Annotated in this window: 13 protein-coding genes; 7 read left to right on the top strand and 6 right to left on the bottom strand. The window is 67.6% G+C overall.

Annotation, left to right across the window (positions count from 1 at the left end):
• Window positions 1–143 precede the first annotated feature (143 nt).
• Window positions 144–1,514, bottom strand: coding sequence for a 6-phospho-beta-glucosidase (locus tag EV647_RS36530; protein WP_134011268.1), 1,371 nt, complete (start codon window positions 1,512–1,514; stop codon window positions 144–146).
• Window positions 1,511–2,263 (bottom strand): DeoR/GlpR family DNA-binding transcription regulator, encoded by a 753-nt coding sequence (locus EV647_RS36525; protein WP_134011266.1) that lies wholly within the window; start codon window positions 2,261–2,263, stop codon window positions 1,511–1,513. The genes EV647_RS36530 and EV647_RS36525 overlap by 4 nt, the downstream gene beginning before the upstream one ends.
• 125 nt (window positions 2,264–2,388) lie before the next feature.
• On the opposite strand from EV647_RS36525, the gene EV647_RS36520 reads away from it, so the two are divergent.
• The 7 genes from EV647_RS36520 to EV647_RS36490 are packed head-to-tail and all read left to right on the top strand — an operon-like array spanning window position 2,389 to window position 8,885.
• Window positions 2,389–3,375, top strand: a complete 987-nt coding sequence (locus tag EV647_RS36520; RefSeq protein WP_134011264.1) for a carbohydrate kinase family protein — start codon at window positions 2,389–2,391, stop codon at window positions 3,373–3,375.
• A 4-nt stretch (window positions 3,376–3,379) separates the two neighbouring features.
• Entirely contained in the window at window positions 3,380–4,669 is a 1,290-nt protein-coding gene (locus EV647_RS36515) for an ABC transporter substrate-binding protein (RefSeq protein WP_134011262.1), read from the top strand.
• An 11-nt stretch (window positions 4,670–4,680) separates the two neighbouring features.
• Complete coding sequence (locus EV647_RS36510; protein WP_134011528.1) at window positions 4,681–5,598, top strand: carbohydrate ABC transporter permease; 918 nt, start codon at window positions 4,681–4,683, stop codon at window positions 5,596–5,598.
• Window positions 5,595–6,422, top strand: coding sequence for a carbohydrate ABC transporter permease (locus EV647_RS36505; RefSeq protein ID WP_134011260.1), 828 nt, complete (start codon window positions 5,595–5,597; stop codon window positions 6,420–6,422). The genes EV647_RS36510 and EV647_RS36505 overlap by 4 nt, the downstream gene beginning before the upstream one ends.
• A 55-nt stretch (window positions 6,423–6,477) precedes the next feature.
• Window positions 6,478–6,672, top strand: a complete 195-nt coding sequence (locus tag EV647_RS36500; protein ID WP_130387656.1) for a hypothetical protein — start codon at window positions 6,478–6,480, stop codon at window positions 6,670–6,672.
• Between the two features lie 21 nt (window positions 6,673–6,693).
• On the top strand, window positions 6,694–8,043 hold the full coding sequence (locus tag EV647_RS36495) for a flotillin family protein (protein WP_134011258.1): 1,350 nt from the start codon (window positions 6,694–6,696) through the stop codon (window positions 8,041–8,043).
• Window positions 8,044–8,102: 59 nt separating this feature from the next.
• Window positions 8,103–8,885: a M23 family metallopeptidase gene (locus tag EV647_RS36490; RefSeq protein WP_134011257.1), complete on the top strand. Its 783-nt coding sequence runs from the start codon at window positions 8,103–8,105 to the stop codon at window positions 8,883–8,885.
• A 42-nt stretch (window positions 8,886–8,927) separates the two neighbouring features.
• On the opposite strand, the gene EV647_RS36485 is transcribed toward EV647_RS36490, so the two are convergent.
• From EV647_RS36485 to EV647_RS36470, 4 genes are all read right to left on the bottom strand, one after another.
• Window positions 8,928–10,046, bottom strand: a complete 1,119-nt coding sequence (locus EV647_RS36485) for an alpha-lytic protease prodomain-containing protein (RefSeq protein ID WP_134011256.1) — start codon at window positions 10,044–10,046, stop codon at window positions 8,928–8,930.
• An 86-nt stretch (window positions 10,047–10,132) separates the two neighbouring features.
• Window positions 10,133–10,771, bottom strand: coding sequence for a response regulator transcription factor (locus EV647_RS36480; RefSeq protein WP_134011255.1), 639 nt, complete (start codon window positions 10,769–10,771; stop codon window positions 10,133–10,135).
• The gene (locus EV647_RS36475) at window positions 10,762–11,994 is read right to left on the bottom strand and encodes a histidine kinase (protein WP_134011253.1); all 1,233 of its coding nucleotides are present in this window, start codon (window positions 11,992–11,994) and stop codon (window positions 10,762–10,764) included. Before EV647_RS36475 ends, EV647_RS36480 begins: the two co-directional genes overlap by 10 nt.
• Window positions 11,995–12,054: 60 nt before the next feature.
• Entirely contained in the window at window positions 12,055–13,374 is a 1,320-nt protein-coding gene (locus tag EV647_RS36470) for an N-acetylmuramoyl-L-alanine amidase (protein ID WP_134011251.1), read from the bottom strand.
• Window positions 13,375–13,440: the final 66 nt, after the last annotated feature.

Below are 13,440 nucleotides of genomic sequence, written 5' to 3'. Positions count from 1 at the left end.
GATGAACTGCACGACGCGTCGTGGGGACAACGCAGTGACAAGCTCGATGGGCCGGCCGGGCAGTGGAGTTAGAGGGCTGCACGAAACCTGGACGGACTCAGCAGGCCATTGTGCCAGAAACCACGCTGCCCAACCAATTCGCCTCAGGGGCGCAGGTAGGCCAAGTTCGGGAGCTGCTCGACGTACGTGTCCAGGAGGCTGCGGGCGACCGTCACGGAGTCTACGAGCGGGTGGTAGGCGAAGGCCTTCACGGCGGTGGCCCGGGAGGCAGTGGTGGCGGCCTCGATCGTCGCGCGCTCGACGGCCTTCACAGCACTGACCAGACCGGCCTGGTGGTCGGTCAGTTGCGACACGGTCACCGGCAGTGCCCCGTTGGCGTCCACGGTGCAGGGGATCTCCACGACGGCGTCGTCGTCGAGGTGGCGTAGTACGCCGCGGTTGCGGACGTTGAGGATCAGCGAGGCCCGCTCGTTGTGTGCGATCGCCCGCATCAGCGAGAGCGCGACCTGCTCGTACCCACCGGCCGCCATGTCGCGCTCGTCCCGCTCCCCCGCGTCGGCGACCTCACGGCTTTCCACCATGTACGTCGACTCGCGCTCGGCCCGGGTCTTCTGCCAGAGCTCGAACGCCTGCTCGGGGTGCTGCCCAGTCTCGGCGTAGAACGCGGACTGCTGCTCCAGGAGGAACGTGCCACGCGTCTGCCGCACCCCCTGTACGGCGGCCAGCGTCTCGCGGGCGAAGTAGTAGTAGTGCAGGTACTCGTTCGGAATGGACCCCAGCGACCGCAGCCAGTCCACACCGAACAGCCGGCCCTCCTCGAAGGAGGCCAACGCGTCAGTCGACTGCAGCAGCTCCGGCAAGCGGTCCGCTCCACCGGACCGCAGGCCCCGAAGCCAGCCGAGGTGGTTGAGACCGGCGTAGTCGTAGAACGCAGTAGACGGGTCGACGCCGAGCGCCAGCGCCGCCCGGCGACCCAGACCGGACGGGGAGTCGCAGATGCCGATCACCCGGTCGCCCAGGTACGGAATCATCGCCTCCGTCACCATGCCGGCCGGGTTGGTGAAGTTGATGGTCCACGCTTCCGGAGCGACCGCCGCGATCCGCTGGGCGATCTGTACGGCGACCGGGAGTGTCCGCAGCCCGTAGGCGATCCCGCCGGCGCCAACCGTCTCCTGCCCCAGTACGCCGAGGTCGAGGGCGACCCGTTCGTCGACGGTCCGTCCCTCGAGGCCGCCCACGCGGATCGCGGAGAAGATGAAGTCGGCACCACGCAACGCCTCGTCGAGGTCCGTGGTCGCGGTCACGACCGGCGGGTCGAGCGGGGCCGCGTCGACATCGGAGTGGCCGAGGCCTGCCGCCTGCTGACGCAGCACCGCGGCGATGGCGGACAGGCGCGATGGATCGGTGTCATAGAGAACGACGGACGTGATCCGTCCGGCTCCACGATCGCCGAGCAACGCGTGGTACACGAGCGGAACCCGGAAGCCGCCCCCACCCAGGATCGTCAGCTTCACGCCAGCACCACCTCTACTCCTGCTTCGGTCAGTTGGGCACGCGTTGCCGCGTCGGAGTCGGGTTCGGTGACGACCATGGAGAGCTCTCCCGGCTCGCACACCCGGGCGACGCCGTGCCCCGGGAACTTCGTCCGATCGGCGAGCAGGACCACCCGGTCGGCGGCGTTGATCATCGCCCGCTTGACCGGCACCTCGATCATCGTGCTGTCCATGACCCGGCCGTCCGGCCGGACCCCGCTGGTCCCCAGGAACAGCCAGTCGACGTGGATCTGCCGCAGGCTTTCCTCGGTCAGGTAGCCGACCAGCGACCGGTAGCTTCGCCGGACGAACCCGCCCAGCACGATCAGCTCGATCTGCTCGTCGTTCTGCAACTCCTCCAGTACGGCGAGGTTGCTGGTCACCACGGTCAACGAGCGGCCGTGCAGGTGCTGCGCGACCCGGAGTGCCGTCGTACCGATGTCGAGCAGCACCGATTCGCCGTCGGCGATCAGCTCGGCCGCACGCCGCGCGATGCGGTCCTTCTCCTCGGCATGGACGGCGTTGACGTCGGCGAACGGCTCGTCACCGCCGTCGACCGCGAGCGCACCGCCGTACACGCGGGTCAGACGACCCTCTGCGTGCAGCTGCTCGAGGTCGCGCCGGATGGTGGCCTCGCTGACGCCGAGCTTCCCGGCCAGCACCTTGACGCCCCCGGCCCCATCGGCCCGGAGCGCGCGGACGATCTGATCCTGACGCTGCTTCGGCAACACAGAGAGACCGTATCACGCAAACTCCGTCATTATCAGTCAAATTTGTGATCAGCTCTTGCGGATCCTGAGCAAGAGTTTCAAGATTCATGCACGAGTTTGATCGACCCTGCAGGAGTGTGCTGAGCATGCACGAGCTGGACGTTCCCGTCCTAGATGTCGTCGTGTCCGGTCTGGTATTTGAGGACCTGGTGCTCGGCCTGCCCTCTGCGCCGCGTCCGGGCACCGAGGTCTGGGCCACCGAGTCGCACGAGAGCCCGGGCGGTATCGCGAACTTCGCGGTCGCACTCGCCCGGCTCGATCTGCGGACCGGCATGGCCGCGGCCTTCGGGGCGGACGCCGCCGGTGACCGCGTCTGGACGTACCTGAGCGCCGAGGGCATCGATCTGACACTCTCCCGAAAACTCGCCGGCTGGCAGACGCCCCTCACCGTGGCCCTTGCCTACGACAACGACAGGGCACTGGTCACCCGGGGTACCCCTCCCCTGCTGTCGGCCGACGAGCTGATCACCACGCCGCCGGCTGCTCGAGCCGTCGCCGCCCACATCGGATCCTGGCCGAACGAGTGGCTGGCGAAGGCGAAGGCGGCCGGCAGCGTGGTGTTCGCAGACGTGGGCTGGGACCCGACCGAGCAGTGGGACCCGGCAGTGCTCGACCAGCTCCAGCACTGCGACGTGTTCCTGCCGAACGCCGACGAGGCCATGCACTACACGCGGACGGACTCACCAGAGCAGGCCATGCGCCGCTTGGCGGAGCAGGTGCCGCTGGTGGTCGTGTCCAACGGCGCTGCGGGCGCCACCGCACTCGACGCGAGTACTGGCGAGCAGGTCGCCGTACCTGCCTATGCGGTCCCGGCGGCGGACACCACCGGGGCGGGTGATGTGTTCGCCGCCGGCTTCATCGCCGCCACGCTCTGGGACCTGCCGCTGGCGCAGCGGGTGCGGTTCGCGGCACTCACCGCCGCGCTCTCCGTCACCCGGCTGGGCGGTGCTGACGCCGCACCGCGCTGGGCCGACCTGGTGGCCTGGCAGGCCCTGCTCGATACCGGGCATCCCGAAGACCACCACCTCCAGGCGCTGATCAGCGCACACTCATGGGCACACTCAGGAAGGTAGAACCATGGAGCTCTCACGTCGGACATTGCTCGGGGGCTTCGCAGCCGTAGCGGGCGGGTCGCTGGTCGGCTGCTCGTCAGGAATGAACAACACCGGGACGACGGCCAAGAAGAACACCGCCACCACGCTGACCATGTGGTGCTGGCCGGGCGGTCTCGGCAAGTCGGTGCTGGACGACACGATCGCGCACTTCCCGGACCCGAAGATCAAGTACTCCGAGATCGGCGGCGACTTCAAGCAGAAGCTGATCACCACCTTCAACGGCGGTACGTCGATCCCGGACATCACCGGTCTGAAGGGCGAGGACATCGCGTCGCTGCTGCCCCAGGCCGAGCGGTTCGTGGACCTGAAGACCGTCGGCGCGGACTCGATCCTCGGCGACTACCTGGAGTGGAAGGTCAAGCAGGCCACCACCCTGGACGGCAAGGTCATCGGTCTGCCGATCGATGTCGGCCCGACCGCGCTGTTCTACCGCGAGGACGTCTTCGCCGCGGCCGGGCTGCCGAGCGACCCCGCGCAGGTGGCCGAGCAGCTGAAGACCTGGGACGACTTCTTCGCCGCCGGTGTCCAGTTGAAGGCGAAGAACCCGAAGGCGCTGCTGGTCTGGGACGCCACCGACCTCTACGACATGGTCGTCGGCCAGGGCACCGAGCGGTACATCTCCAAGGACAACAAGTTCATCGGCGACCAGGACCACATCCGCAAGGCCTGGGACACCTCGGTCAAGGCGATGACGATGAAGATCGACGGCAAGACGCCGAGCGGTTCGCCGGACTGGAACGCCGGCCTCGACCAGGGCACGGTGCCCGCGCACATCGGGGCGGCCTGGGTCGCGCTCGACATCAAGTCCGCGGTGAAGAAGACCGCGGGCAAGTGGCGGCTCGCGCCGACCCCGGGCGGCGCGGCGAACTTCGGCGGCTCGTTCCTCGCGATCACCAAGAACGCCGCCGACCCGCAGAAGGCGTTCGACGTGATCAAGTACATGCTCAGCGCCGACAACGAGGCCAAGGCGTTCGCCGACGCGCAGATCTTCCCGTCGACGCCGGCGGCGTACGACAAGCCGCAGCTCAAGGCGGCCGACAAGTTCTTCGGCGGCCAGGTCCCGATCGACATCTTCGGCCCGGCCGCGAAGGCAATCCCGGTCGCGTACCAGAGCCCGTACGACGACTCGGTCGCGGCACCCTTCCACGACGAGCTCAAGACCGTGCAGACCGGCGCCAAGACCTCGGACGCGGCATGGTCCGCCGCCGTCTCGAAGGCGAAGGCGATCGCCAAACGCCAGGGAGTGCAGTGACGGCTACAACGATGCGGACCGCGCCGCTGACCAGATCATCGACCGGTCAGCGACGCCGGATCTGGTCGTACTGGCGGTTCTACCTGGCGCTGTCACCGTTCTACGTTCTGTTCGCGGTGTTCGGGCTGTACCCGATGCTGTCCACGATCGTGCTGGCGTTCCAGCGCTGGGACGGCCTGAGCGCCCGCAGGTTCACCGGCCTGGACAACTTCGCGTTCCTGGTGAAGGACCCGACGTTCTGGCAGTCGCTGGAGAACACCGTCGTACTGTTCCTGATGTCGACGGTGCCGACGCTGGTACTGGCGCTGTTGCTGGCGGTGATGCTGCAGTCCGCGGTCCGGTTCACCAACGTCTACCGGATCGCGTACTTCATCCCGAACGTCACGTCGCTGGTCGCGATGGCGATCTTCTTCAGCTCGATCTTCAGCACGAACTTCGGTCTGGTGAACGCCGCGCTGCGCTCCCTCGGCATCCCGCAGCAGGACTGGCTCGGGCAGCCGTGGGGGATCAAGATCGCGATCTCCACGATGATCGTGTGGCAGTGGGTCGGGTACAACACGCTGATCTACCTGGCCGGTCTGCAGGCGATCCCGAAGGACCAGTACGAGGCCGCCAAGGTGGACGGGGCGGGAGCGGTCCGGACGTTCTTCTCGATCACGCTGCCGCAGCTGCGTCCCGTCGTACTGTTCACCGTCGTCATGTCGACGATCGGCGGGCTGCAGACGTTCACCGAGCCGCAGGTGATGGTCGGCAACAGCGGTGGCACCGGGCAGAGCGGGATGACCGTGGTGCTGTTCTTCTACCGGGCCGCCTTCCTGGACAACGACTACGGGTACGCCGCCGCGATCGCGCTGAGCATCTTCGCCCTCGTGCTGTTGTTCACGGCAATCAACTGGCGGATCTTCCGTGGACGGAGTGAGGACCGATGACGCGGTACCGGCTGCGCGGGCTCGCGCTGCACGCCGCCCTCGTGCTGGCCCTGCTGGTGTTCATGTTCCCGTTCGTGTGGACGATCATCATGGCGTCGAACACGACCGCGGACATCTATCGTTTCCCGCCGAAGTTCACGTTCGGCGGGCACTTCGGCGACAACGTCCGGCACGTGCTGGAGAACGTCGCGTTCTTCCCGTCGATGGCGAACACCGCGACGGTGGCGATCTCGACCACGTTGCTGGTGCTGTTCTTCGACTCGCTCGCGGCGTTCACATTCGCCAAGTTCCGGTTCCCGGGGCGTAACGCGTTGTTCGTGATCCTGCTGGCGACCATGCTGCTGCCGGCGCAACTTGCCGCCGTACCGCAGTTCCAGACGATGGCGATCCTGGGCTGGGTCGGCTCGCTGAAGGCGCTGATCATCCCCGGCGCTGCGAACGCGTTCGGCATCTTCTGGATGCGGCAGTACTTCCAGAACTCGATCCACGACGAGCTGATCGAGGCCGCGACGCTGGACGGCTGCGGCTTCTTCGGAACGTACTGGCACGTCGCGCTGCCGTCGGCGCGGCCGGCACTGGCGTTCCTCGGCATCTTCACGTTCGTCGGTTCCTGGAACGACTACATGTGGCCGCTGATCGTGCTGACCAACCCCGACCACGTGACACTGCAGGTCGCCCTGTCGACACTGAACCGCTCGCACGGCGTGGACTACAGCATGGTGATGACCGGAGCGCTGATGGCGATGATCCCGCTGGTGATCGTGTTCGCGATCTTCGCCCGCCAGTTCATCAAGGGCGCGACGGAAGGCGCAGTACGCGGCTGACCCTCCGATGTAAGCTGCGGAACCCAGAGCAGCAGCGGTACGTCGGAGGGGCAACATGGTAGGCAAGCGGGGGCGGGTGATCGGCCGGATCGCGCCCGGGATCGTCGGCGAAGTGATGCTGCCGGTCCGGGGTGCCACCGAGGCCTTCTACGCTTACCCGGCGACCGACGAGGTGCTCGAGGTGGGGACGCAGGTTGTCGTCGTCGACTTCGACCCACCCCGCACCGTGTACGTCGCTCGCGCCATCTAATTTCGTTCCCTTGGAGGGGAAATGCTCTGGACGTACCTGATCATCGCGGCGGTCGCGGTGGTCGTCCTTCTGATCCTGTTCCGGATGGTCTGGCGGGTGGCGGAGCCGAACGAGGCGCTGATCATCTCCGGCCTCGGCGCGCACTCGAGCACCGACCAGGTCAACGAGACCCTCGGTTTCAAGATCGTCGTCGGCCGCGGCACCGCTGTGCTCCCGGGGTTCCAGACGGTACGGCGGTTGCCGCTGGACATCCGCGCGACGCCGCTGACCGTGACGTGCGTGTCCAGCCAGGGCATCCCGCTGCACATCAAGGGCGTCACGGCGTACAAGGTCGGTGACGACTACGGCTCGATCGCGAACGCGGCCCGGCGGTTCCTGGAGCAGAGCGACGAGCAGGTGATGGGCACCATCCACGAGCTGTTCGCGGGTCACCTGCGGGCGATCGTCGGCTCCACCACGGTCGAGGAGATGCTGCACGACCGGGAGACGCTGACCACCAACATCCGCGGCTCGCTGGCCGGGGACATGGAGAAGCTCGGCCTGGTCGTGGACTCGCTGCAGATCCAGGAGATCGACGACGAGTCCGGCTACATCAAGAACCTCGGCCGTCCGCAGGCCGCCGCGGTCGAGGCCGCGGCCCGGATCGCGCAGGCCGAGCGGGACCGGGAGGCGACCGAGCGCGAGCAGGCCGCCGCCGCCCAGAAGGCCGCAGCCGTCCGGGAGAGCTCGATCGCCCAGGCCGGTTACCAGGCCGAGGTCGACCAGGCGAAGTCGAAGGCGTCGCAGTCCGGTCCGCTGGCCGAGGCGCTGGCCCGCCAGGAGGTCGTCGTCGCCGAGACGGAGACCGCCAAGCTGAACGCGTCGCTGGCCGAGAAGCAGCTGGAGTCGACGGTGCTGAAGCCGGCCGACGCCGAGGCGTACCGGCAGCGCACGCTGGCGCAGGCCGCCCGTGACGCGCAGATCGCGGCCGCCGAGGCGAACGCCCGGGAGGTCCAGCTGCGCGGTGAGGCGCAGGCGAAGGCCACCGAGCTGACCGGTAAGGCCGAGGCGTCCGCCGTACAGGCCAAGGCGATGGCGGAAGCGGCCGGTATCAAGGCGCGCGCCGAGGCGCTGGCCACCAACACCGAGGCGGTCGTCGCGCAGCAGCTGGCCGAGGCCTACCCGGCGATCGTGACCGCCGCGGCGAGCTCGTTCGACAAGGTCGGCAACATGGTCGTGCTGAACGGTGCCCAGGGCATCGAGGACACCCTGGTGAAGACGATCACGATGGGCGGCTCCGGCTTCGCGCTGGCCAAGCAGCTGATCGACTCGCTGGCCACCAAGAAGGACGAGGCCCCGAAACTGGAGCCGGTTCCGGACGAATCCGCCTGACAATTAACTACAGGCGGAAACCGTTGAAGGTTGCTGCTTGACGTCTGACACTGAGCAGCATGCCGCCCAGAAGGATTCTCGCAGCACTCGCCGCGCTCCTGCTCGGCGCCGCCACCCTGGTGGCGGTGCCGACGCAGGCGCAGGCCGCGCCGAACTTCAAGGCCCCGTTCCCGTGTGGCCAACGCTGGACCTACAGTCACCACTCCGGTGAGGTCCGCCGCGCACTCGACTTCATCCGCGTCGACGGCGGGACGACGAACGGCACGCCGGTACTCGCGTCCGCCGGTGGTACGGCGTACCGCTTCTCGCAACCGAGCGGCGCCGGAAACTACATCGCCATCGAGCACGGCGGCGGCTGGAAGACGTACTACTTCCACCTGTCCGCCTACTCCGTCGCCAACGGCCAGCAGGTCTCGCAGGGCCAGCAGATCGGTGTCACCGGCAGCACCGGCAACTCCACCGGTCCGCACATCCACTACGAGCAACTGCTCAACGGTGTCGGTCAGAACATCGTGATCAACGGGTCCGGACTGGCCTACCCGGGCTCGTACGGCTCCTACTTCCTCACCAGCGACAACGGCTGCTCCGGCCCGGGCAAGAACTACATGACCTGGGGCTCCGGCGTGAACGTCCGCTCCGACGCGCATCTGAGCTCGCCGGTCGTGACCACGCTGGCCGGACCGACCTCGGTGTGGGTGCTCTGCCAGAAGCAGGGCGACACCGTGAACGCCGAGGGCTACACGAACAACTGGTGGTCGAAGCTGCGTGACCAGAACGGCTTCATCAGCAACATCTACATCAGCGATCCGAACGCCCAGCTCCCCGGCGTACCACTCTGCTGATCACGTGGGATCCCCTTGCACCGCAAGGGGATCCCACACGCGTTATGCCGTGTGCAACGTCAGGCCGTACGCCTGCAGGATCTCGTTGACCGGCTGGAACCACGTCTCGCCGCCGCTGCTGCAGTTGCCCCAGCCACCGGACGTGACGCCCTGCGCCTGGTCACCCGTGATGAACGACCCCCCGGAGTCCCCGCCCTCGGCGCAGACGCTGGTCTTGGTCGCGCCGTAGAACAGCTGGCCGTTGCCGTAGTTCACGGTCTCGTTCTTGGCCAGGATCGAGCCGCAGTGCCAGTGCGTCGTCGAACCGCTCCGGCACACCGACGAGCCGATCGGCGCTTCCCACGACCCGCGGACGAGCTGGTCGCTCACCTGTCCCCAGCCGAGCACGACCGGTACGGTCCACCAGCCATAGCCCGTGGCGACCCAGGCGTAGTCGTTGCCGGGGAACGACCAGCCACGGAACTCACCCTGGTTCGAACCGTCCCAGCCGCGCACGATGCCGCTGCGGCCGCAGTGGCCGGCGGTCACGTACCCGCCGTACACCGAGAAGCCGATCGAGCAGCGGATGTTGCTGACGTAGTACGGGTCACCGCCGACGGTGCCGGCCGCGAAGGTGCGAGGCGCCTGCGCCGCGACCTCCTTGACCGTAACTGCTCCGGCCTTCGCGACCTTGGCGACGAACGCGTCGACGGCCTGGGAACGCTTGCCTGCTTGGACGTTGATCACCACGCTGCCGCTCCGCGGATCGGCAGACCAGCCGCTGACCGCAGCAGGCACCGCTTTGCCGGCCAGCTTGTCGACTGCAGCCTTCTGCTGATCCAACGCCTTTGCCGGCACCGGTACGGCGGCCACTTGCGCACCCGTGGCGCGTACAGCGGCTGCACGCTCAGAGCCAACTACGCCGACGACGAGCTTCTGGGTGGCCGGGTCGTACCAGGCTCCGCCGAACGCGACGCCGGCGGCTTTCTGGGCCGCGGGCAACAGCTTGGCCGCCGAGGTCTCGGCTGCCAGGCGCTGCCGCATCTGCTGCTCGGTCAGCCCGAAGTCACGTTGCATGGCGGCAGACTGGCCGGGCACAGCCAGCGGCTCGGGTGCTGCCAACGCCTGCGCGGGCACAGTCAGGACAGCCGCCGTGAGTACGGCGGCCAGTAGGACCTTCATCGGAACTCTCCTCACCTAGGGGCGGTTCGGTGGATGAGAGCGCTCTCAGGTCGAGAGTGGCCTACGTTGTCAGGCTCGTCAAGGGCTCAGAGTCCGAGGTAGGCGAGAACGGCCAGCACCCGGCGGTGGCCGGAGTCGGTCGGCGGCAGGTCGAGCTTCAGGAACACGTTGCCGACATGCTTGTGCACCGCACCGTCAGAGATGACCAGCTTCTCCCCGATCGCCGTGTTGCCGAGGCCTTCGGCCATCAGTGCGAGTACTTCGCGTTCACGCGGCGTGAGCCGGTCCAGCGGGCTGCTCCGCTTCACCATGAGCTGGCTGACCACCTCCGGATCCAGCACAGTCCCTCCGGCCGCAACCCGGCGTACCGCTTCCAGGAACTCGTCGACGCGGGACACCCGGTCCTTCAGGAGGTAGCCGACTCCTTCGCTGCCGGCCGCCAGTAACTCGGCGGCGTACACCTCCTCGACGTACTGCGAGAACACCAGCACCGGCAGTCCCGGCCGGACGCGGCGGGCCTCGATCGCGGCGCGCAGGCCCTCGTCGGTGAAGGTCGGTGGCAGTCGTACGTCGACGATCGCGATATCCACGTGGTGCTCGTCGATCGCCTTGGCGAACTCTTCCGCGTCGGTGGCTACGGCGGCGACCTGGAAGCCGGAGTTGTCGAGCAGCAGGCTCAGGCCCTCGGCGAGGATCGGGTTGTCCTCGAGGATGATCACCTGCACGGAAGGATCACCTCGACGGTAGTCGGCCCGCCGATCGGACTGTTCAGCTCCAGGTGACCGTCGATCGCCTGCACGCGATGGAGCATGCCATGCAGACCGCTCCCCCGACCCAGTAGGTCGTACTGCTCACTGACACGTGCTCCACCGATCCCGTCGTCTGTGACCGCCAGGTAGAGCTCAGGGCCGCGTCGCTCGAGCTGTATGTCGACATGTCCCGCAGCACTGTGTTTGGTGATGTTGGTGAGGGACTCTGCGACTACGAAGTACGCAGCGGCCTCTACTGCCGCGGGGACCTCGCCCAGCTCACCGATGCGGAGCTCAACGGGTAGCGGGCATCGGGCTGCCAGTGCGGAGACCGCTCCGGCCAGACCGCGATCCGCAAGGATCGGTGGGTACATGGTCCGCAGTACGCCGCGTAGCTCGGTCATGGCTTGCTCCGCGCCGTCACGCGCGTCGTCCAGCAGTTTGGCGGCCTTCTCCGGGTCGTTAGCCATCGTCTGCTTGGCGATGCCGATCCGCATCGCCAACGACACCAGCTGCGCCTGGGTACCGTCGTGCAGGTCTCGCTCGATACGGCGCAGTTCAGCGCCGTGTGAGTCGACAGCACCTGCCCTGCTCTTGGTGAGCTCTTCGACGCGTTGCTCGAGTTTGGCTGTCGCCAACTGCTCCTGAGTCGGGGCGAGCGCCGTCAGCACCGTCCTGGCATGGCCCCGAGCCAGAGCAGGGGCAACCCGTCCCAGGAACCACAGACTGGCGCCGATCTGCAGCGGGCCGAGGGTGAGCGCCTCGAACCAGTTGCTGACGCCTACACCCATCAAGCTGAAGTTGCCCGGGTCAAGCTTCCACAGCAGCATGCCCGCGACCCCAGCCGGCGCACCGATCACCGAGACCACCGCGACGAACAGCTCCGGGATCATCACGACCGGCATCAGCAGGCAGCGCAGACTCCGCTTGAACGACGCGTCCCGGAACAGCGTCACCACGTCGCCCGGGCCGCGCGGCAGCGCGGGCGGCAGCTCCTCGGCCTGCGGGAGACCGAGGTACTTCGCCGCGCGATACCGCTCGCTGTTGGCGAGCCGCACCAGCCCTGCGGTGGCGCCCGGGATGAGCCAGCCCCAGATCAGGCTGACCGGAAGCGCGGCCAGCAATGTGACCGACTTGAGGAAGCGGATGACCAGGTAACCAGCGGCCGGACCACCCCGGGACACGATCTTCGTGAGCATGGACCCATCCTGCGGTACACCGGCACCGCAGTCGGTACAGCAGGCTCTACCTTTCGTCTTCTAGCAGTCAGGTACGCCGGGCAGCTTCGCGTTGGGGTCGTCGATGTAGATGTTGGTCATGTAGCCCTTCTGGTCGCGCAGCTTGGCCCACCAGTTGTTGGTGTAGCCGCCGGCGGTCACCGTGTCGCCCTGGACCTGGCACTCGACGAACACCCGGGTCGGGCCGGGCAGCGTGGTCACGACCGACGCGGACAGCTTCGGCGCGGAGCGGACGTTCACGCCGCTGCCCCAGGTGGTGAAGTTGTACACCGGCGGGTTCGGGTCGCCGCCGTTCACCAGCTGCATGTAGTAGTCCCAGTTCCAGTTCGGTCCCGGGTCGGTGTGGTCGTTGTTCGGCATCTCGCTGTGGCCCTTGATGTGGGCCCGGTCCTTCGGGATGCCCCGCCGGTCGGCGATGTTGCGGGTCAGTGCCGCGGACGAGCGGTACATGGCGTCGGTGAACCAGGACGGCTGGTCGACGTACCCTTCGTGCTCGATGCCGATCGTGTACGGGTTCTCGGTCCGGACGTGCCAGGCGGTGTCCTTCTCGGCCACCATCTGGGTCACCTCACCGTCGCTGGAGCGGACCACGTAGTGCGCGCTGACCTGTGCGGACGGGTTCTTGAACCAGCTGATGGTGCCGGCGTACGAGCCCTGGGTCACGTGGATCACGATCGTGGTGATCGCCGCCGTCCGGCCGACGCGGTAGTTGCTGGTGCTGGCCGGGTTCCAGATCGCGCCCGGATAGTCGACCGCGGCAGTCCCGAGCGGCGCGGCCTTCGCGTACGCGCCGCGGTCCGGCGTGACCGTCTTCGGGTCCGTCGAAACGCCTGCCGTGCGGACGCCGCGGGCGATCACGCGGTAGACCTCGTCGGTGTACAGCCGCGCGGTCGGGGCGTCGGCGGAGTGCGAGTACTTCGCGATCACGCCGTACCACTTGCCGACATCCGATCGATCCGTCAGACCGGCCTGGTCGGCGTAGGAGTCGAGCACGGCGGCGGCGCCGAGGATGTTCGACGTGTCGTCCTTGGACAGCTCGGCGACCGGCATCCCGGTCAGTTTGCTTGCCTCGGACATCGTCTTGTTCACGTTGTTGCCGGCCAGGTGCATCACGCCGTAGCCGTTCGCCTGGCTCGGCGTGCCGTTGTGGCCGTCGAGATGCGTCTCGGCGAAGCCGACACCGACCAGGACTTCCCGCGGTACGTCGTACTTCGCGGACGCCGTCGTGAACGCGGCCGCGAGCGCGGAATCGGAGGGCGGTGGTGCCGCGTTGCTGGGCAGGGCGGTCAGCGCGAGTGCGCCGACGGCCAGGAGTGCGGACAGTTTGGGTACTCGGGACATTGGGGCGGTTCCTTCCCGTGTCTGGTCCGCCGAGGGGCGTCGGCGGTCCCGAGAGCCACGCTAAGG

This window comes from Kribbella sp. VKM Ac-2566 (assembly GCF_004366005.1).
Lineage (GTDB): Bacteria > Actinomycetota > Actinomycetes > Propionibacteriales > Kribbellaceae > Kribbella > Kribbella pratensis.
Note: the sequence above shows the minus strand (reverse complement) of the source record. Positions and strands in the feature narration are given on the sequence as shown.

Bases quoted from the DNA above. Each gene is read 5' to 3' on its own strand.
- EV647_RS36510 (WP_134011528.1), top strand. From the start codon at position 4,681: ATGCGGACCGCGCCGCTGACCAGATCATCGACCGGTCAGCGACGCCGG.
- EV647_RS36515 (WP_134011262.1), top strand. From the start codon at position 3,380: ATGGAGCTCTCACGTCGGACATTGCTCGGGGGCTTCGCAGCCGTAGCG.
- EV647_RS36475 (WP_134011253.1), bottom strand. From the start codon at position 11,994: ATGCTCACGAAGATCGTGTCCCGGGGTGGTCCGGCCGCTGGTTACCTG.
- EV647_RS36520 (WP_134011264.1), top strand. From the start codon at position 2,389: ATGCACGAGCTGGACGTTCCCGTCCTAGATGTCGTCGTGTCCGGTCTG.
- EV647_RS36495 (WP_134011258.1), top strand. From the start codon at position 6,694: ATGCTCTGGACGTACCTGATCATCGCGGCGGTCGCGGTGGTCGTCCTT.
- EV647_RS36485 (WP_134011256.1), bottom strand. From the start codon at position 10,046: ATGAAGGTCCTACTGGCCGCCGTACTCACGGCGGCTGTCCTGACTGTG.
- EV647_RS36505 (WP_134011260.1), top strand. From the start codon at position 5,595: ATGACGCGGTACCGGCTGCGCGGGCTCGCGCTGCACGCCGCCCTCGTG.
- EV647_RS36470 (WP_134011251.1), bottom strand. From the start codon at position 13,374: ATGTCCCGAGTACCCAAACTGTCCGCACTCCTGGCCGTCGGCGCACTC.
- EV647_RS36490 (WP_134011257.1), top strand. From the start codon at position 8,103: ATGCCGCCCAGAAGGATTCTCGCAGCACTCGCCGCGCTCCTGCTCGGC.
- EV647_RS36500 (WP_130387656.1), top strand. From the start codon at position 6,478: ATGGTAGGCAAGCGGGGGCGGGTGATCGGCCGGATCGCGCCCGGGATC.